Source organism: Pseudomonas sp. (genome assembly GCF_017744435.1).
In the GTDB taxonomy this organism is placed as follows: domain Bacteria; phylum Pseudomonadota; class Gammaproteobacteria; order Pseudomonadales; family Pseudomonadaceae; genus Aquipseudomonas.
This window is the reverse complement of record NZ_JAGIBG010000009.1, coordinates 60,840-80,025: the sequence shown is the minus strand read 5'-3', so window position 1 is coordinate 80,025 and position 19,186 is coordinate 60,840. Positions and strand designations below refer to the sequence as shown.

The 19,186-nt window shown below is 63.8% G+C and carries 17 protein-coding genes; 10 read left to right on the top strand and 7 right to left on the bottom strand.

What is annotated here, in order from left to right; all coding sequences use genetic code 11:
• The first annotated feature begins 8 nt into the window (after window positions 1–8).
• The 5 genes from parE to J7573_RS09010 all read left to right on the top strand — a co-directional run bounded on the left by parE (window position 9) and on the right by J7573_RS09010 (window position 6,566).
• The gene (gene parE / locus J7573_RS09030) at window positions 9–1,913 is read left to right on the top strand and encodes a DNA topoisomerase IV subunit B (protein ID WP_294333176.1); all 1,905 of its coding nucleotides are present in this window, start codon (window positions 9–11) and stop codon (window positions 1,911–1,913) included.
• Complete coding sequence (locus tag J7573_RS09025; protein WP_294333174.1) at window positions 1,910–2,896, top strand: esterase-like activity of phytase family protein; 987 nt, start codon at window positions 1,910–1,912, stop codon at window positions 2,894–2,896. The genes parE and J7573_RS09025 overlap by 4 nt, the downstream gene beginning before the upstream one ends.
• Window positions 2,893–3,411, top strand: coding sequence for a TIGR02281 family clan AA aspartic protease (locus tag J7573_RS09020; protein WP_294333171.1), 519 nt, complete (start codon window positions 2,893–2,895; stop codon window positions 3,409–3,411). Before J7573_RS09025 ends, J7573_RS09020 begins: the two co-directional genes overlap by 4 nt.
• Window positions 3,412–3,421: 10 nt before the next feature.
• Window positions 3,422–5,680 carry a DNA topoisomerase IV subunit A gene (gene parC, locus J7573_RS09015; protein ID WP_294333169.1) on the top strand — a complete coding sequence of 753 codons (2,259 nt, stop codon included), beginning with the start codon at window positions 3,422–3,424 and terminating at the stop codon, window positions 5,678–5,680.
• Between the two features lie 175 nt (window positions 5,681–5,855).
• Window positions 5,856–6,566 carry an ABC-type transport auxiliary lipoprotein family protein gene (locus J7573_RS09010; protein WP_110633444.1) on the top strand — a complete coding sequence of 237 codons (711 nt, stop codon included), beginning with the start codon at window positions 5,856–5,858 and terminating at the stop codon, window positions 6,564–6,566.
• Window positions 6,567–6,744: 178 nt separating this feature from the next.
• Here J7573_RS09010 and J7573_RS09005 read toward each other — a convergent pair whose 3' ends face one another.
• Window positions 6,745–8,208, bottom strand: a complete 1,464-nt coding sequence (locus J7573_RS09005; RefSeq protein WP_294333164.1) for an AhpA/YtjB family protein — start codon at window positions 8,206–8,208, stop codon at window positions 6,745–6,747.
• A 135-nt stretch (window positions 8,209–8,343) separates the two neighbouring features.
• Here J7573_RS09005 and serB point away from each other — a divergent pair, with 135 nt between their 5' ends.
• Window positions 8,344–9,558, top strand: coding sequence for a phosphoserine phosphatase SerB (gene serB, locus J7573_RS09000; RefSeq protein WP_294333161.1), 1,215 nt, complete (start codon window positions 8,344–8,346; stop codon window positions 9,556–9,558).
• Between the two features lie 57 nt (window positions 9,559–9,615).
• Here the strand turns inward: serB and asd are convergent, their stop codons facing one another.
• From asd to J7573_RS08985, 3 genes are read right to left on the bottom strand one after another with little or no spacing between them, the layout of a single operon-like run.
• Window positions 9,616–10,479, bottom strand: a complete 864-nt coding sequence (asd, locus tag J7573_RS08995; RefSeq protein WP_103445908.1) for an archaetidylserine decarboxylase — start codon at window positions 10,477–10,479, stop codon at window positions 9,616–9,618.
• A gap of 14 nt (window positions 10,480–10,493) precedes the next feature.
• A complete protein-coding gene (locus J7573_RS08990) occupies window positions 10,494–11,303 on the bottom strand; it encodes a rhodanese-like domain-containing protein (RefSeq protein WP_294333157.1) in 810 nt (269 codons plus the stop codon).
• Between the two features lie 44 nt (window positions 11,304–11,347).
• Window positions 11,348–12,883, bottom strand: a complete 1,536-nt coding sequence (locus J7573_RS08985; protein WP_294333154.1) for an HDOD domain-containing protein — start codon at window positions 12,881–12,883, stop codon at window positions 11,348–11,350.
• Between the two features lie 130 nt (window positions 12,884–13,013).
• Between J7573_RS08985 and motA the strand changes: the two genes are divergently transcribed.
• The gene (motA, locus tag J7573_RS08980; protein ID WP_103445905.1) at window positions 13,014–13,865 is read left to right on the top strand and encodes a flagellar motor stator protein MotA; all 852 of its coding nucleotides are present in this window, start codon (window positions 13,014–13,016) and stop codon (window positions 13,863–13,865) included.
• Between the two features lie 3 nt (window positions 13,866–13,868).
• Window positions 13,869–14,903 (top strand): flagellar motor protein MotB, encoded by a 1,035-nt coding sequence (motB, locus tag J7573_RS08975; protein WP_294333148.1) that lies wholly within the window; start codon window positions 13,869–13,871, stop codon window positions 14,901–14,903.
• Window positions 14,904–14,936: 33 nt separating this feature from the next.
• Here motB and J7573_RS08970 read toward each other — a convergent pair whose 3' ends face one another.
• Together J7573_RS08970 and rsgA are read right to left on the bottom strand one after the other, a co-directional pair.
• The gene (locus J7573_RS08970) at window positions 14,937–15,509 is read right to left on the bottom strand and encodes a molecular chaperone Tir (protein WP_363263471.1); all 573 of its coding nucleotides are present in this window, start codon (window positions 15,507–15,509) and stop codon (window positions 14,937–14,939) included.
• Between the two features lie 21 nt (window positions 15,510–15,530).
• Window positions 15,531–16,562 (bottom strand): small ribosomal subunit biogenesis GTPase RsgA, encoded by a 1,032-nt coding sequence (gene rsgA, locus J7573_RS08965; protein WP_294333146.1) that lies wholly within the window; start codon window positions 16,560–16,562, stop codon window positions 15,531–15,533.
• 141 nt (window positions 16,563–16,703) lie between these two features.
• Between rsgA and orn the strand changes: the two genes are divergently transcribed.
• On the top strand, window positions 16,704–17,246 hold the full coding sequence (orn, locus tag J7573_RS08960; protein ID WP_054887871.1) for an oligoribonuclease: 543 nt from the start codon (window positions 16,704–16,706) through the stop codon (window positions 17,244–17,246).
• 91 nt (window positions 17,247–17,337) lie between these two features.
• Window positions 17,338–17,949: a trimeric intracellular cation channel family protein gene (locus J7573_RS08955; RefSeq protein WP_103445901.1), complete on the top strand. Its 612-nt coding sequence runs from the start codon at window positions 17,338–17,340 to the stop codon at window positions 17,947–17,949.
• Between the two features lie 108 nt (window positions 17,950–18,057).
• Here J7573_RS08955 and queG read toward each other — a convergent pair whose 3' ends face one another.
• Complete coding sequence (queG, locus tag J7573_RS08950) at window positions 18,058–19,122, bottom strand: tRNA epoxyqueuosine(34) reductase QueG (RefSeq protein ID WP_294333138.1); 1,065 nt, start codon at window positions 19,120–19,122, stop codon at window positions 18,058–18,060.
• Window positions 19,123–19,186 lie beyond the last annotated feature (64 nt).

Below are 19,186 nucleotides of genomic sequence, written 5' to 3'. Positions count from 1 at the left end.
GAGAACCCATGGCCAATCCCAGCGCTAGCGCCTATAACGCAGACGCCATCGAAGTCCTCTCCGGCCTCGACCCGGTGCGTAAACGCCCGGGCATGTACACCGATACCAGCCGGCCTAACCACCTGGCTCAGGAAGTCATCGACAACAGTGTCGACGAAGCCCTGGCCGGCCACGCCCGCTCGGTGCAGGTCATCCTCCACGCCGACCACTCGCTGGAAGTCAGCGACGATGGCCGTGGCATGCCGGTGGATATCCATCCCGAAGAGGGCGTGTCGGGCGTCGAACTGATCCTCACCAAGCTGCACGCCGGCGGCAAGTTCTCCAACAAGAACTACCAGTTCTCCGGCGGCCTGCACGGCGTGGGCATTTCGGTGGTCAACGCCCTGTCGACCCAGGTGCGCGTACGCGTCAAGCGCGACGGCAACGAGTACCAGATGACCTTCGCCGATGGCTTCAAGGCCAGCGAGCTGGAGGTGGTCGGCACGGTCGGCAAGCGCAACACCGGTACCAGCGTGTACTTCAGCCCGGACCCGAAGTATTTCGATTCGCCGAAGTTTTCCATCAGCCGCCTCAAGCACGTGCTCAAGGCCAAGGCCGTACTGTGCCCGGGCCTGTTGGTCAGTTTCGAGGACAAGGCCAGCGGCGAGAAGGTCGAATGGCACTACGAAGATGGCCTGCGTTCCTACCTGGTTGACTCGGTAAGCGAGTTCCAGCGCCTGCCCGACGAACCGTTCTGCGGCAGCCTGGCGGGTAACAAGGAGGCTGTCGACTGGGCCCTGCTGTGGCTGCCCGAAGGCGGTGACAGCGTTCAGGAAAGCTACGTCAACCTGATCCCCACCGCCCAGGGCGGTACCCACGTCAACGGCCTGCGCCAGGGCCTGCTCGATGCCATGCGCGAATTCTGCGAGTTCCGCAACCTGTTGCCGCGCGGCGTCAAGCTGGCGCCGGAAGACGTCTGGGAACGCATCACTTTCGTCCTTTCGATGAAGATGCAAGAACCCCAGTTCTCCGGCCAGACCAAGGAGCGCCTGTCGTCCCGCGAGGCCGCCGCGTTCGTTTCCGGTGTGGTCAAGGACGCCTTCAGCCTGTGGCTCAACGCCCACCCCGAGCTGGGCATGCAGCTGGCGGAACTGGCCATCAGCAACGCTGGTCGTCGCCTCAAGGCGAGCAAGAAGGTCGAGCGCAAGCGCATTACCCAGGGCCCGGCGTTGCCAGGCAAACTGGCTGATTGCGCCGGGCAGGACCCAATGCGCGCCGAACTGTTCCTGGTCGAGGGTGACTCCGCCGGTGGTTCGGCCAAGCAGGCCCGCGACAAGGAATTCCAGGCCATCCTGCCGCTGCGCGGCAAGATCCTCAACACCTGGGAAGTGGACGGCGGCGAAGTCCTGGCCAGCCAGGAAGTGCACAACATCGCCGTGGCCATCGGTGTCGACCCGGGCGCGGCCGACCTGTCGCAGCTGCGCTACGGCAAGATCTGCATCCTCGCCGACGCCGACTCCGACGGTTTGCACATTGCCACGTTGCTCTGCGCACTGTTCGTCCAGCACTTCCGACCGCTGGTCGAGGCCGGCCATGTCTACGTTGCCATGCCGCCGCTGTACCGCATCGACCTGGGCAAGGAAATCTACTACGCCCTCGACGAAGCCGAGCGTGACGGTATCCTCGACCGGCTGGTGGCCGAGAAGAAGCGTGGCAAACCGCAGGTCACCCGATTCAAGGGCCTGGGCGAGATGAACCCACCGCAACTGCGCGAAACCACCATGGACCCGAACACCCGGCGCCTGGTCCAGCTGACCCTGGACGACGTGCAGGGCACCACCGAGATCATGGACATGCTGCTGGCCAAGAAGCGCGCCGGCGACCGCAAGAACTGGCTGGAAACCAAAGGCAACCTGGCTGAGGTACTGGTTTGATTCGTCTGCTGGTCGCGGCCTGCCTGGCGCTGATTGCCCTGCCGAGCCTGGCCGGCAACTGGCCAGAACTGAAGCTGGCCTCCGAGCACCCGATCGAGGGCATGCGCGGCGGCAACCTGTCCGGCTTGGTCGAGTGCCGGGGCGGGCTCTGGGGTGTTTCCGATCGTGATGACGACCGCATTTACCGCTTCGACCAGCAGGACGCCGTCTGGCGCGCCCAGCCGCTGACCTTCACGCCACCCCCCGTGCCTGAGAGCGGCCTGCCGTGGGGGTTGAAGTCGCGTAACTGGGCGGCCTCCTACGTGCGCGGTGGCGAGCTGGATTACGAAGGCATCACCTGCGACAAGGCAGGCAATCTCTACCTGGTCAGCGAGGCCCATGCGGCGGTGCTGCAGTTGCCTGCCGGGGGTGAGCCGGAGTGGCTGAAGATTGACCCGGCGATGGTGCGTCAGGCCCGTGCCAGTGGCATGCTGCTCAACTTCAATGCCTTGTTCGAAGGCCTGGCCATCAACCCGGAAGGTGATCGCCTGTGGCTGGCAGCCGAGCGCGAGCGGCGCGGCCTGGTGGCCATCGAGCGCCAGCAGTCGGTGTGGACCTGCGGGCGCAGCTGCGTGTTGCTGAGCGAAGCCGGGGTCGAGATGCAGCCACCACAGATGCCCAACCCCCGGGCGCTGTCGCGCGACTTTGCCGACCTCGCCTGGTTCGAGGGCAAGCTGTTCACCCTCGAACGCAACGCCTACCGCGTGTGCCGGCGTGATGCCACCAGTGGCAAGGTCGAGCAGTGCTGGTCGTTCGCCGCCGAGGCACTGGTGCCGGAGCGCCGCTACGACCAGCCGTACGGCCTGGCCGAAGCGCTGGTGATCGATGCCAAGGGCGCCTGGATCGGCCTGGACAACAACAACGGTGATCGCGCCGATGGCGAAAGCCGGCCGATCGTCTGGCGCTTCGAAGCGCCGCAGGGCGGCTGGAGCGCTACGCCATGAGCCAGCCACCGGGCAAGCGCGCCGGCAAGGTCCTGATGATCGTCGCCTGGGTGGCGGGTCTGTTCCTGGCCACGCGTTACTTCGGGCACTGGGAAGACCACGAGCGCAACCCGAACACCCAGGTGCAATCGTCCCATGGTGACGGTTTCATCGAAGTGCGCCTGCTGAGCAATGGCCAGGGGCACTTCGTGCTGGACGGCGCGATCAACGGCCAGGTGGTGCATTTCATGCTCGACACCGGCGCCACCGATGTGGCGATCCCGGAGTCACTGGCCAAGGACCTGAACCTGCAGCGCGGCATCCCGGTGATGCTGAGCACCGCCAACGGCCGCACCGAAGGCTACCGCACCCGGTTGGATACCCTGCAGTTGGGTGATATCCACCTGCAGAATGTGCGCGCCCTGGTGGTGCCGGGCCTGGACGGGCAGACCGTGCTGCTGGGCATGAGCGCCCTGAAACAACTTGAATTTACCCAGCGCGGCGGCACCATGCTGCTGCGCCAGAACCTGAAATGACGAGGCCCGCATGAGCGACTCACTGGAACTCAGCCTGGACGGCGTCGAACGCCGCTCGCTGGCTGACTTCACCGAACAGGCCTACCTCAACTATTCCATGTACGTGATCATGGACCGGGCCTTGCCGCACATCGGCGACGGCCTGAAGCCGGTGCAGCGACGCATCGTCTACGCCATGAGCGAGTTGGGGCTCGATGCCGACGCCAAGCACAAGAAGTCCGCCCGTACCGTCGGCGACGTGCTCGGCAAGTTCCACCCCCACGGCGATTCGGCCTGCTATGAAGCCATGGTGCTGATGGCGCAGCCGTTCAGCTACCGCTATACCCTGGTCGACGGCCAGGGCAACTGGGGTGCGCCAGACGATCCGAAGTCGTTCGCCGCGATGCGTTACACCGAGGCACGTCTGTCGCGCTATTCGGAAGTGCTGCTCAGCGAAGTGGGCCAGGGCACCGTCGACTGGGTGCCGAACTTCGACGGCACGCTGGAGGAGCCAGCGGTACTGCCGGCGCGTCTGCCGAACATCCTGCTCAACGGCACCACCGGTATCGCCGTGGGCATGGCCACCGACGTGCCGCCACACAACCTGCGTGAAGTGGCCAGCGCCTGCGTGCGCCTGCTCGACGAGCCCAAGGCCACCATCGAGCAACTGTGCGAGCACATCCAGGGCCCGGACTACCCGACCGAAGCTGAAATCGTCACCCCGCGTGCCGAAATCCAGAAGATCTACGAAAGCGGCCGCGGTTCGATCCGCATGCGCGCCGTGTACCGCGTCGAGGACGGCGACATCGTCGTCACCGCGCTGCCGCACCAGGTCTCCGGGGCCAAGGTGCTGGAGCAGATCGCCGCCCAGATGCAGGCCAAGAAGCTGCCGATGGTCGCCGACCTGCGTGACGAGTCGGACCACGAGAACCCGTGCCGCATCGTCATCATCCCGCGCTCCAACCGCGTGGATGCCGACGAACTGATGCAGCACCTGTTCGCCACTACCGACCTTGAAAGCAGCTACCGGGTCAACGTCAACATCATCGGCCTCGACGGCCGCCCGCAGCTGAAGAACCTGCGTGCGCTGCTGCTGGAGTGGCTGGAGTTCCGCACCAACACCGTTCGCCGCCGCCTGCAGCACCGCCTGGACAAGGTCGAGAAGCGCCTGCACCTGTTGGAAGGCTTGCTCACCGCGTTCCTCAACCTGGATGAAGTGATCCACATCATCCGTACTGAAGAGCACCCCAAGCAGGCCCTGATCGAGCGCTTCCAGCTCACCGAGATCCAGGCCGACTACATCCTCGAGACCCGCCTGCGTCAGCTGGCGCGCCTGGAAGAGATGAAGATCCGTGGCGAGCAGGACGAACTGCTCAAGGAGCAGGCCAAGCTGCAGGCCCTGCTGGGCAGCGACGCCAAGCTGCGCAAGCTGGTGCGCAGCGAGCTGATCAAGGACGCGGAAACCTATGGCGACGACCGCCGCTCGCCAATCGTCGAGCGCGCCGAAGCCAAGGCCCTGTCGGAAAACGAACTGATGCCGACCGAGCCGGTCACCGTGGTGTTGTCGGAAAAGGGCTGGGTGCGCTGCGCCAAGGGCCACGACATCGACGCCACCGGCCTGTCCTACAAGGCCGGCGATGGCTTCAAGGCCGCTGCTGCAGGCCGTTCCAACCAGTTTGCCGTGTTGATCGACTCCACCGGGCGCAGTTATTCGGTGGCCGCACATACCCTGCCATCGGCGCGGGGCCAGGGCGAACCGCTGACCGGCCGCCTGACGCCACCGCCAGGGGCGACCTTCGAGTGCGTGCTGCTGCCAGACGATGATGCACTGTACGTGGTGGCCTCGGACGCCGGTTACGGCTTCGTGGTCAAGGGCGAGGACCTGCAGGCCAAGAACAAGGCCGGCAAAGGCCTGCTCAGCTTGCCAAACGGTGCCAAGGTCATGACCCCGCGGCCGGTGGCCGACCGCGAGCAGGACTGGCTGGCGGCGGTGACCACCGAAGGCCGCCTGCTGGTGTTCAAGGTTTCCGACCTGCCACAGCTGGGTAAAGGCAAGGGCAACAAGATCATCGGTGTGCCCGGTGATCGGGTCGCCAGTCGTGAAGAATTTGTCACCGATCTGGCGGTGGTTGCCGAGGGTGCAACCCTTGTATTGCAAGCCGGCAAGCGTACCCTGTCTCTTAAGCCAGACGACTTGGAGCACTACAAGGGCGAACGTGGCCGACGTGGCAGCAAGCTGCCACGCGGCTTCCAGCGCGTCGACGGGTTGCAGGTAGAACTGCCGGCATAATCCGACGAAATGTCTGGAACGGCAATTTCAGCGCCGTTCCAGGCAGAAATGCTGGAGTCGGGCCGATATTTCGCGGATGATAGTGCCCCTGCGGTGCCGGCGTGGCCGTGTGCCCGATTGAATCTCTATCAGTATCACTGCGGTTTGCCTGGTGGCGACCGCCTGGATGGGTTGAATGAAATTCCTGCGCCTTCCATTTGCGCTGTTGATGACGGGTTTGCTGGGACTGAGCGGATGCAGCATGCATCAGCCGGTTGCCCTGTACCAACTCGACAGCGGTGATCCTGGCCAGCCTTCACAGAGTGCGGGCATGGCCGTGGTGCTCGGCCCGGTGTCGGTAGCCGATTACCTGCAGCGTGAAACCTTCTTGCAGCGTCAAGCCGATGGTAGCCTGAGTTCGGCGACCGACGGTCGTTGGGCCGGCAGCCTGTCAGCGGATATCGATCAGTTGCTGGTGCGCCAGCTGGCCTGGCGCCTGGATAGCCAGCGCGTGGTGCTGGCCCCGGCCAGCACTGGCTTCACTCCGGACGTGCAGGTGCTGCTGTCGATCACGCGCCTGGACTCGGGCAAGAACCAGCCAGCGATTCTCGATGCGCAATGGCGCCTGCTCGACCGTCGTGGTCATGTACGTGACAACCGTATCGTTCACCTCGAGCAGCCGCACGAGGGCAGCGAGTCGTCCCAGGTTCAGGCCCAGGGCCAGTTGCTGCAGAAGCTCGCCGAACAGTTGAGCACGGCGGTCAAGCCGCTGGCCAATCAGCCTGCGGTTGCCGAAGAAGCACCGAAGAAGCAGGCAGCGCCGGTACAGGTCAAGAAAGAACCCGGGAAGTCGAAGATCCCGATGGCTTCGCCGATTCGCACCGATATGGAAGTCTATCGGTTCTGATCGAACCGCCAGCCACAAAAAAGCCCGCATGCTCGCGGGCTTTTTTGTGGGTGTGCGTATTGTGCTGTTTGTGCCGGCCTCTTCGCGGGCTTGCCCGCTCCCACAGGTATTTCACAGGCTTTGAGGTCGGTGAAGAACCTGTGGGAGCGGGCGAGCCCGCGAAGAAGCCGGCCCGGTATCAGGCCCGGCGCTCGTGCATCCGCGCCAACTGACGCTCCAGCATCGACGGGTAAGGCTCCATCAACCGCTCTACGCAGCAAGCCCCTTCAGGGCTGGCAATCGGGCGGATACGTGCGCGTTTGCGGATCAGCTCGTCATCACTGATCTGCCGCTCCACCAACAGCAGGTTGCGGCTGTGTTGCGACAGTGCCAGCGCGTCCTGGGCCTTTTCGGCCATCAGCAGGTCGACCTGTTCCAGCCCTTGCAGGTCATCACCCAGGGCCAGGCCCAGCTGCAATTGCAGGGTGATGCCACTGTCGGCCACTTCGATCTGCAGGGCATGGCCCAGCGCACGCAGCAGCTCGCCACAGCAGATGGCGTTGGTCAGGTAATCCTCACCGCAGTCGCGGCTGTGGAACAGCACCAGCGTGCTGCCATCGTTGAGCGTGTGGATGTCGCCTTCATACAGCGAGGCCGCCTGCTCCAGGCAGCCACGATAGCGCTCCAGCAGCTCGGTCAGGCGCGTGCGCGGCAGGCGACGCAGTTGCTCCTGGGAACCCAGTTGAACGGCCAGCACGGCGGTGTTCTGCGGCTCGTCGGGCTCGACCACGGCAGGCTTGGCCGCCGGTTGTTCCTCCTCGTCCAGCAACCCGGCGAAAGCCGCGTCGTCATCCTCGTCCGCCTGGACCACGGCCTTGGCGCGCTGAGCGGGCTTGGCCGGGACTTCGTCGTGCAGGTCGTCGAACTCGTCTTCGTCCTCTTCTTCCTCCGGTTCCGGCTCGGGCGGAGGTGGCGGCGCCAGGCGCGCATGAAGCTGGCGAGCGATGTCGCCGATCTCGTCCTGGCGGTCGATGGCCGGGGTGTAAGGGTGCGGGTCACGCAGCCACACTCGCAGCTGCAGCAGCGGCAGGGTGATGTGGCGACCTTGGCGCAGGCTCAGGCTCAGCGCCAGGGCCAGCAGAATGGCGGCGAGGATGCCCATGCTCTGCAGGCTGATCAGCATCGGCTGCTGGAACTGGCTCATGTCCAGGCTGATGCGCAGCTGACCGGCGGTCACGTCCTGGAACGTGATCTTGGTCTGGTACAGGCCTTCGGCTTCACCCAGCAGGCTGTTGCGCGGGCGCTGGCCAGCCTCGGCGAGGATGCGGTTATCCACGCTGTAGATGGCCGCATGGGCCACCAGCGGGTTCTTCACCAGGTTGCCCAGCAGCACGTTGAGGCTGAGGATGTCGTTGGACACCAGCAGCTCGGTCGCCGAGGTGGCGGTCTGGGTGGTCAGGCTCTGGCCGAGGGCGTCGGCCTGCTCGTGCATGGCCTGCTTGAACTGCAGGCCCATCACGCAGGCATAGATCACCAGCGCCAGCGCCACCAGGAAAATGTTGGTGGTGGCGATGCGTAGTGCTAGGGGCACGCGACGTTGGCGCAGGGCTCGGAAGATCATGATGAAGAAGTTGTCGGTTTTGACGGGCATGGGCCGGTTCACAGAGCGCGGCTCTTAATGGCATAAAAGTGTTGGGCAGTATAGCGAGCAGTGTTTTGTCGGCAAAGTAGAGTTGGCGCCCGATGGTCATGGAAAATCGGTAGAATGCGCATTTTTCATCGAAGTCGGAGCCAGGTTGTGCGCGAAATCGTTCTGATCAACATCACCGGTGAGGACCGTCCGGGTCTCACCGCCGCCATTACCGGCGTCCTGCTCCAGGGCGGTGTGAACATCCTCGACATCGGCCTGGCGGTCATGCACGGCACCCTGTCGTTCGGCATTCTGGTCGATATCCCAGATAACGAAGTGGCTACCGGCCTGCTGCAGAGCGTGCAGTCCAAGGCCCACGAGCTGAACCTGCAAGCGCGTTACACGCCGATCTCCGAAGCCGACTACCAGCATTGGGCCGATGCCCAGGGCGAAGCGCGACATATCGCGACCCTGCTCAGCCGCAAGATCACCCCCGAGCAGCTGCAACGCGTCAGCGCCGTCATCAGCCAGTATGGCCTGACCATCGAGCGTATCGAACGCCTGTCGGCGCGGGTTACCCTGGGCGCCCCGAGCGAGAAGGGCAAGGCGGCACTGGAAATTTCCGTGCGTGGCGTGCCGAGTGACGCCCAGGGATTGCGTGCTGATTTCTTCGCGTTGTCCGAAGAACTGAACATCGACATCGCGTTCCAGAAGGACGACCTGTTCCGTCGCAATCGCCGCCTGGCGGTCTTCGATATGGACTCGACGCTGATCGAGGCTGAAGTCATCGATGAACTGGCCAAGGCCGCCGGCGTGGGTGAGCAGGTTGCCGCAATCACCGAGCGGGCCATGCGTGGCGAGCTGGACTTCCGCGCCAGCTTCAAGGAGCGCATGGCGCTGCTCAAGGGCCTGGATGTTGGCGTACTCGACGAGATCGGTGCTTCCCTGCGTCTGACCGAGGGTGCCGAAAACCTGTTCGCCGAGCTCAAGCGTCTGGGCTACAAGACGGCGATCCTGTCTGGTGGTTTTTCGTACTTCGCCAAGCAGGTGCAGGCGCGCCTGGGCATCGATTACGTGTTCGCCAACGAGCTGGAAGTGGTCGATGGCAAGGTGACCGGCGTGGCCGTGGAGCCGATCGTCGATGCCCAGCGCAAGGCTGACCTGCTGCAGCAGCTGGCCAGTGAAGAAGGCCTGCAGCTGGAACAGACCATCGCCGTGGGCGATGGCGCCAACGACCTGCCGATGCTGTCACTGGCCGGCCTGGGCGTGGCCTTCCGCGCCAAGCCGCTGGTGCGCCAGTCGGCCAAGCAGGCGATTTCCACCCTGGGGCTGGATGGCGTGCTGTACCTGCTGGGCCTGCGCGACCGCGACGCCCGCGGCTGATCCACCGTTAAAAAAAAGGCCCTGCATGCGCATGCAGGGCCTTTTTTATTGCCAGGATCAAGCCTGGGCAGGGGTCGCCAGCAGTTCACCCATGCGCACAGCCGAAGCTGCACCCAGGGTCTGGGCCCATTTCACTTGCTCCGGCCCGAACAGCACGATGGCGGTCGAGCCCAGCTTGAAGCGACCCAGTTCGGCGCCTTTTTCCAGGTGGATCGGCGCACGGCTTTCTTCGTCGTAGCGGAAGGTCTTCAGCTCACGCTTTGGCGGAGTGACCAGGCCTGCCCACACGGTCTCGATCGAAGCGACGATCATGGCGCCGACCAGCACAACGGCCATTGGCCCGCGCTCGGTATCGAACAGGCACACCACGCGCTCGTTGCGTGCGAACAGCTCTGGAACGTTCTCGGCAGTGGTCTGGTTGACCGAGAACAGGCGGCCCGGCACGTAGACCATCTCGCGCAGGGTGCCGGCCAGCGGCATGTGCACGCGGTGGTAATCCTTCGGCGACAGGTAGATGGTGGCGAACTCACCGCCCATGAACGGCGCGGCCAGTGCCGGATCACCGCCGAGCAGCTCAAGCGCGCTGAAGCTGTGGCCCTTGGCCTGGAAGATGCGACCGTGTTCGATCGGGCCCAGCTGGCTGACGGCACCGTCGGCCGGGCAGAGGATTGCGCCCGGGGTTTCGTCCAGCGGGCGTGCACCGGGTTTCAGGGCACGGGTGAAGAAGGCGTTGAAATGCTCGTAGGCGGTGAGGTCTTCGACCAGCGCTTCGCTCATGTTCACCTGGTAGCGCTTGGCAAACCAGGCGGTGAAGGCGTTCTTGAACCAGCGCGCACGGCACTCGGCGACGCAGCCAGCCAGGCGCGACAGCAAGTGGTGCGGCAGCAGGTACTGGCTGAGGATGAACAGACGGGATTTCATTGTGTTGAATGTCCTTAAACTTCGACAGGCGTGTCCGGGTGGTTGCCCCATTCGCTCCACGAACCGGCATAGGCCTTGATGCGTGGGTAGCCGAGGGACTTGGCCACCAGGTAGGTGAAACCGGAGCGGCGGTGGGTCTGGCAGTGGGTGATCACTTCCTTGTCCGGGGTGATGCCCAGTTGCTGCAGCACTTCAGCGATGTCCGCACGGATGCGCAGGTGATCGTTGAGGTCCATGCCAGCAGTCCATTCGAAATTGACGGCGCCGGGGATGTGCCCAGCCTTGGCAGCCAGGACTTTTTCGCCGTTGAATTCCTGCGGGCCGCGGGCGTCCCAGACCACCAGGTCGTCGGCGCCCAAGCGGCTCTGCAGGTATTCGCGCGTGGCAGTCGGTTCGCCGTGCAGTTGCAGGTGCACGGGGGCATTGCCCGGCGTTGGCACATCGGTGGAGAGCTTGTCCGCCGGCCAGGCCTGAATGCCGCCATTGAGGTAGTGGTAGCGCGCATGGCCGATGACATCGAGCAGCCAGATGAAGCGCCCGGCCCAGCCGCCACCTTCGTCGTCGTATACCACGTAGACGGCATCGTCACGGTGGCCCAGCTCGCTGAACAGCTTTTCCAGATCGGCCTGGGCCGGCAGCAGGCCGGGCGCCGGAGGCTGGCCGAGCTGGGTGCGCTTGCCCTCGACGAAGCGGGCGCCGGGGATGTGCCCGCTGACATAGCGGTTGGCGCTGCTCAGGTCGACCAGGATCAGCTGGGGTGAATCCAGGCGCGGCAGCAGGTCTGCGGCTTCGATCACCAAAGGCAGGCCGGAAAAGTCAGTCATCCACGTTCTCCAGTGTGGAAAGAGGGGCGATTGTAGCGCAAGGCTCAGGCACCGCGGTTGGCAAACACCGCCAGCGCACGTTCGATACATTGCGAAGTCTTGCCGAAGGCCTGCACGCTGACATCGGCCAGTGGCTTGCCGCCCTGGTCGGCCACCGCCAGCATCAACACCTGGTCACCGACGGCCAGCGAGCGCAGCAACAGGTGTTCGCTATGGAAAAGCGCACGCAGCGGAGCTGGTAGCAGCGCCGAGAACTGGGCGTGGTTCTCGGGCGTCAGGCGCAGTTGGCCGACCTTGCTCATGAGCTTTTGCAGCAGCTTGTTCTGCTCGATGTCCAGGGCGATGCCCCCGGCTTCCTTGGGCAGGCCGGCGATCTGCTGCACGCGCAGGTAATCGGCGGTCTTGTCCAGGCTCAGCAGCATGATGCGCTGCATCCCGCAGGCTTCCAGCGCCTCGCGTGCATGGGTGGCCAGGTGCACGGAATTGGTGAATGGGCTGGGTTGGGTCAGCAGTTCCTGGCACAGCTTGCGCCAGCGGCCGAGCGCCTCACTGGACGGTGGTGGCGGGGTGAGCATGTCCGGGTGCGGGCGACGTTGGTCCCAGGGCCAGATCAACGCCTCGGCGGGGTGGAACAGGGCGTGGCGGGCGTGGCGCCGGGCGCTGGCTGCTGCTTGTTGGTGAACCTGCTGTTGCACGTCTTCCAGCGAGGTCTGCAGGTACAGCGCGGTCAGCAGTTGCCAGCGCAGCAGATGCGGGTTGTCCCAGCCCACCTGCGCTGCCAGCGCCAGGTTGTTGGCCAGCAGCACGGTATTGGCCGGTTCGTTGAACCAGCGGCGCAAGCCGGGTGCTTCGTCCAGGCGATGCTGCTGGCTGAGCAGGTCTTCTTCGCGGGCAATGCTCAGGACCAGGGCCAGTTGGTCGCGCTCTTCGAGCAGCAGGCGATAGCCTTGGGTGACCCATTTGGGCAGGCGCCAGTGTTCGGCCATGGCCTGGCACAGTGCGAAGATGCGCACGCCGAACAGTTCCTGCTCCACGTCGGCCGCCGTTTCACCCTTGTGGATAACCCGAAGTTCCCAGGCGTCCAGCAGCTTGGGCTGGGCCAGGGCCAACGGCCACAGGGGGGCCAGGAACAGCAGGCTGCCCCAGTGGATCTCCTGCCACAGGCGCGCCAGGCGGCTGGCAAAAAGACCGTTGGCCTGTTGCGCGGCGTGCTGGCTGATCAACAGGAATTGGCGCAGCACCGGCGGGATGTCGTCTTCCGGCAGGGCAGGCAGGCGCATCAGCAGTTCCCTGCTGCGTGCCAGGCCCAGGCGGTTCAGGGCAATTTCCAGGCTCTCAGCCGGTTCGGCCTGGCTGGCGTTGGCGGGGTGGTTGGCCTCGCGCATCACCGACAGCACCAGGGCGGGGCTGTCCTGCATCAGTTCAGCGATGTCGCGCAACGAGCGGCGATTGTCGTTGATCGCGCTCATGACCCGGTCGTAACTCTGCTTCGGGACCGGTACACGAACACCGTCGAGCAGCTTGACCCAGGCTTCTACAGTACGCGGATTCTGAGTGGGCACCTTGGATTCCATTGGCATTTTGACATCAGTCCGAACTGGCTTTTCGCTTTTAGTGGCTATAGTCTGGCGCAGTTCTGCCGATAAGTAGAAGAAGAGTTTTAAAGCTCCCGTCCCTCACCCTGACCACGACAGCAAGTGCTTTGAACCTATGGCTAAAATTATCGGCATCATCGTCGTATTCGCGAGCGTGCTCGGCGGATATGTGCTCTCCCACGGCAAGATCGCGGCGCTGATCCAGCCGTTCGAAGTGCTGATCATCGGCGGTGCAGCCTTTGGCGCCTTCATGCAGGCCAACCCTGGTTACATGACTATGCATGTAATCAAGAAGTCGATGAAGATGTTCGGCTCACGCTTTTCCCATACGTTCTATCTGGAAGTGCTGGGCCTGGTATACGAGATCCTCAACAAGAGCCGTCGCGAAGGCATGATGGCGATCGAGAGCGATATCGAAGACGCCGCCGCCAGCCCGATCTTCGCCAAGTACCCGGCAGTGCTGGGCGACGAGCGCATGACCGCGTTCATCTGCGACTACCTGCGCATCATGTCCACCGGCAACATGGCACCCCATGAACTCGAAGGCCTGTTCGACATGGAGCTGCTGAGCATGAAGGAAGAGCTCGAGCACCCGTCGCATGCGGTCACCGGCATCGCCGACGGTATGCCTGGCTTCGGTATCGTTGCGGCGGTGCTGGGTATCGTGGTGACCATGGCGTCGCTCGGCGATGGCGACCAGAAGGCCATCGGCATGCACGTCGGTGCGGCACTGGTCGGTACCTTCTTCGGTATTCTCGCGGCCTATGGCTTCTTCGGCCCGCTGGCCAAGTGCCTTGAGCATGATGCCAAGGAAGAGCTCAACCTCTACGAATCGATCAAGGCCTCTCTGGTGGCCTCGGCCTCTGGCATGCCGCCTTCGCTGGCTGTCGAGTTCGGGCGCAAGGTGCTGTATCCGAAGCACCGTCCAAGCTTCGCCGAGCTGGAACAAGCGGTTCGCGGTCGCTGAGTCATGGAGAACAATCAGCCGATAATCATCAAGCGCGTCAAGCGCTTCGGTGGCGGGCACCATGGCGGCGCCTGGAAGATCGCCTTCGCCGACTTCGCCACGGCGATGATGGCGTTCTTCCTGGTGCTGTGGCTGTTATCCACGGCTACGCCTGAACAGAAGATCGCCATTGCCGGCTACTTCAAGGACCCGATCGGTTTTTCCGAGAGTGGTACGCCTTACATCATCGACCTGGGTGGTTCGCCGCAGCTGGCGCCGGAAAAGACCATCAACCCGGAGCAGAAGTCCGAGCCCACGCCTGACACCAGCATCCAGCTGGACAAGGACCAGGTCGAGACCATGGCCGAACAGGTCGAGCGCGAGCGCCTCGAGTTGCTGCTGCAGGAGCTGCAGAACAAGGTTGAGGAGAACCCGCAGCTGCAGAAATTCAAGGACCAGATCCTGTTCGAAATTACCCAGGACGGCCTGCGCATTCAGATCATGGATGCCGAGAACCGGCCGATGTTCGATATCGGCAGTGCGCGTCTGCAGCCGTACTTCGAAGACATCCTGCTGGCCATGGCCGACACCATCAAGGCGGTGCCGAACAAGATCAGTATCAGTGGGCACACCGATGCCAAGCCGTACTCCGGTACTGGCGACTTCGGTAACTGGGAGCTCTCGGCCAACCGTGCCAACGCTGCCCGTCGCGCCCTGGTTGCCGGTGGTTACCCGGATGGCCAGGTGGCGCGGGTGGTGGGTTATGCCTCTTCGTCGCTGTTCGATCGCAAGGACCCGTTCAACCCGGTCAACCGGCGTATCGACATCATCGTCCTGACCAAGAAGGCGCAGCGCAATATCGAGGGTGAGCAGGGTGCCCCTGAGGCGCCAGCCCAGCCGGCTCCGCCTGCAGGTGCAGCGCCTGGCGCCACTGCCCCGGCAGCACCGGCGGCAGGGGATGCAGCTGACCAGGCGCCGATGCAGCCGCGTGAGTTGCGCCAGAAGCTGAACATCTTCGAGGATGGGACCTTGAAGATGGATGAACAAAAAAACCAGTAATGGCTGACAGGGGCCGCAAAGCGGCCCCAAGACTCAGAACCCCCGCCTGATCTTGGCCTTGAGATCGGCATGAAAGAAATCCGCATTGTCCCGGTCGACACTCGCCCTATGCCCCGCTGGCAGAATCATCGCCCGTTGAAACGTGCACTCATCGTGATACGCCCGCACGAACAGGTCGATATGCGCCCGTTCGCGCATCACTGGCCACCTGTCAAGCTGCTCGAGCAGTTCGCAGTCCCCGCTGCGATAGAAACTCACCCGTCGATTGGCTGTTACCGCAGCCTCCAGCAGCCTGGCAGTCCACCAGTCATCGGCGGCTTCTGCGGGTAGCAGGCCGATCCAGTGGGTTGCATCGTTCAACTGTTGGCAGGCGCTGCCATGAGCGTCTTCGCGGGTGTGCCCGTCGGCACCGAACTCCACCAACTGCGCGGTGATGCCTTCGAGCAGCAGGCGTTCGTTGAGGATGAAGGCGTGAAGCCGCTCTTCATGGCGGTAACTGATAAAAAACCGGCATCGCCGATGCCCTCCCTGATAGAAGTCATGACCTTCAGGGAAAGCGACAGGTAGGGCAATAGATGGCAGGAAAACCGGAGGCGTCCTACGCACTCCGGTAATAATTCCTACAAATCAGTAACTGTCTTCCGGCAAGCTGGCGATGATCGAACGGTAGCTGTTCATCCGCTGCGGCTTGATGCGGCCGTCTTCGAGGGCCTTGAGCAGTGCGCATCCCGGTTCGCGATCATGCTTGCAGTCGCGGAAGCGGCAAGTGCCGAACAAATCGCGGAATTCGATGAAGCCGTCCTCGACGTCGTCGCGGCTGACATGGCCGAGGCCGAATTCGCGGATGCCCGGCGAATCGATCAGATCGCCGCCGTTGGGGAAGTGATACAGGCGCGCCGTGGTGGTGGTGTGCTGGCCTTGGCCAGACCATTCGGACAGGTCGCCGACGCGGGTGCCGGCCTCAGGCAGCAGGCTGTTGACCAGCGACGACTTGCCCACGCCCGACTGGCCGACGAACACGCTGATGTGCCCGTCGAGCATCTGCTGCAGGCGCAGCATGCCGTCGCCGTGGTGCGCAGAGACTTCCAGCAGCGGGTAGCCCAGGTCGCGGTAGACCTCGAGCAGTGCGTGCAGGCCCGGGCCGTTTTCTTCGTCGATCAGGTCGGCCTTGTTCAGCAACAACAGCGGGCGAATGCCGGCGTGCTCGGCGGCCACCAGGTAACGGTCGATCAGGTTCGGGTGTGGCTCCGGTGCCGGGGCGAAGACGATCACGATCAGGTCGACGTTGGCCGCGACCGGCTTGAGCTGACCGTGGTTGTTCGGCCGGCACAACTCGGTGCTTCGCGGCATCTGCGCGACGATCACGCCGATGCCCTGGTTGCCGGCCCGCCAAACCACTCGGTCGCCCGTGACCAGCGCCGGCAGGTTGGCCCGCAGGTGGCAGCGGAATACCTGGCCGGCGGCTTCGCCGTCCTGGGCTTCCACCTCGACCTGCACGCCGAAGTGGGCAATCACCAGGCCCAACTGTTCCGGCCCCAGGTCGCCGCCCTCCAGCTCCTGCAGCACGTGCTGTTCGCGTTTGGCGGCGCGAGCGGCGCGTTCGTTCTGGATTTTTTCGATACGCCAGTTCTGGCGACGATTGAGCTGGCGTTTGGCCATGGACCTTCCAAGGTGGGGCAAGTTGAAAACGGCAGGCAGTTTAGCACGCCAGCTCACTGACCATTCTGGTTACCTTTGCGCCGCGCATGCGCAGGCCGGCGTCGCTAGGCTAATATGACGGCCTATACGAGGAGCCCCTTCATGCAGAACCCACAGAACCTGATCTGGATCGATCTGGAAATGACCGGCCTGGATCCGGACCACGACGTCATCATCGAGATGGCCACCATCGTCACCGACAGCGAGCTCAACACCCTGGCCGAAGGCCCGGTGATCGCCATCCACCACAGTGACGAAGTGCTGGCGCGCATGGACGAGTGGAACACCCGCACCCACGGCGCCTCGGGCCTGACCCAGCGCGTGCGTGACAGCAAGATCAGCATGGCCGAAGCCGAAGCGCAGACCATCGCCTTCCTCGAGCAGTGGGTGCCAAAAGGCAAGTCGCCGATCTGCGGCAACAGCATCTGCCAGGATCGTCGCTTCCTCTATCGGCACATGCGCGGCCTGGAAAACTACTTCCACTATCGCAACCTCGATGTCTCCACCCTGAAAGAGCTGGCGGCACGCTGGGCGCCGGATGTGCGTGACAGCTTCAAGAAGGGCAGCACCCACCTGGCGCTGGACGATATCCGCGAGTCGATCGCCGAACTGCGTCACTACCGCGAGCATTTCATCAAGGTGTGAGCCGAAAGGGCGCAGATATTGTGCTCGCGCCCTCTTTTGGTGCCTCAGGCAACTGGTTAGACTGCGCGCCTTTCCCGCACGGACCCGCGCCATGTTGTTGATGCTCTACCTGATCGCCATTACTGCCGAAGCCATGACCGGCGCCCTGTCTGCCGGCCGCCGCGGCATGGACTGGTTTGGCGTGGTGCTGATCGCCTGTGTGACCGCCCTGGGTGGCGGCTCGGTGCGCGACGTGCTGCTTGGGCATTACCCGCTGACTTGGGTGAAGCACCCGGAATACCTGGTATTGACCAGCTGCGCCGCGCTCCTGACGATTTTCATCGCGCCGATGATGCGCCGTTTGCGTTCGCTGTTCCTGGTGCTGGATGCCCTGGGCCTGGTGGCCTTTACCTTGATTGGCTGCATGACTGCGCTGGAGATGGGGCAGGGCATGCTGGTGGCATCGATCAGCGGGGTGATCACCGGGGTGTTTGGCGGGATCCTGCGGGATATCTTCTGCAACGACATCCCGCTGGTGTTCCGTCGCGAGCTGTATGCCAGCGTGTCGTTCGCGGCGGCCTGGTTCTATCTGGGCTGCGTGTACTTCAAGCTACCAGCGGAGCAGGCGATGCTGCTGACCTTGTTCGGTGGCTTCCTGGTGCGCTTGCTGGCGATCCGTTTCCATTGGGAAATGCCCAAGTTCCACTACAACGACCAGCAATAATCCCTGTATCCAGGCGCTCCGCATTCTCTGTGGGAGCGGGCTTGCCCGCGAACACCGGCAGAGCCGGTGCCATACACCGCGCTGTCTTCTTCGCGGGCAAGCCCGCTCCTATAGGACGCCGTGCCGGGCCAGCGCCCACTCCACGTGCTCGCGTACCAGTTCCGACTCATCTTCCCGCCGGGCCTTCAATGCCTCGATCACCGGGATCGTCGAAGGCGCATTACCCAGCCCCACGGCCAGGTTGCGCAAGAACCGCTCATACCCCGCCCGCCGCAACGGCCCACCCTCGGTCTTGCGCAGGAAGGTGCGCTCGTCCCACAGGAACATTTCAGCCAGCTCGGCATTTTCCAACCCATGCCGTGGCTGGAAGTCCTGCTCCTTGCTGTGATTGGCAAAGCGGTTCCAGGGGCAGACGATCTGACAGTCATCGCAGCCAAACACGCGATTGCCCATCATTGAACGCAATTCGACCGGAATAGGCCCGCGTAACTCGATGGTCAGGTAGGAGATGCAACGCCGCGCATCCAGTACATACGGCCCGACGAACGCCTGGGTCGGGCAGATGTCCAGGCACGCCTGGCAGCGCCCGCAGTGTTCGCTGGTATGCGCCTCGTCCACCGGCAGCGGCAGGTCGACGAACAGTTCGGCCAGGAAGAAGTAGCTGCCGGCCTTGCGGTTGAGCAGCAGGGTATTCTTGCCGATCCAGCCCAGCCCGGCTTGCTCGGCAAGGGCCTTCTCCAGCACCGGGGCGCTGTCGACGAAGGCGCGGTAGCCGAACGGGCCGATCGCTTCCTGGATGCGGTCCGCCAGGAACTGCACGCGCTTGCGCACCAGCTTGTGGTAGTCGCGGCCCAGGGCGTAGCGCGACACGTAGGCTTTTTCCGGCTGGGCCAGGCGTTGCGCCATCTGCGTGTCGCCGGGCAGGTAGTCCATGCGCAGCGAGACCACGCGCACCGTGCCGGGAATCAACTGGTCGGGGTGGGCGCGTTTGCTGCCATGGGCGCCGAGGTACTCCATTTCACCCTGGTAGCCGGCCTCAAGCCAGCGTTGCAGGTGCTGTTCGTGTTCGCCAAGGTCGACACCGGCGATGCCGACGTGGGCAAAACCGAGTTCTTGGCCCCAGATCTTGATGGATTGGGCCAGTTGGGTGAGGTCAGGCGTACAGGCGGACATGGATGGGCAGGCAATACGGGCTCAGGTGCGTATAATTCTGCCAGACATTGGAGCCTTTGACCCC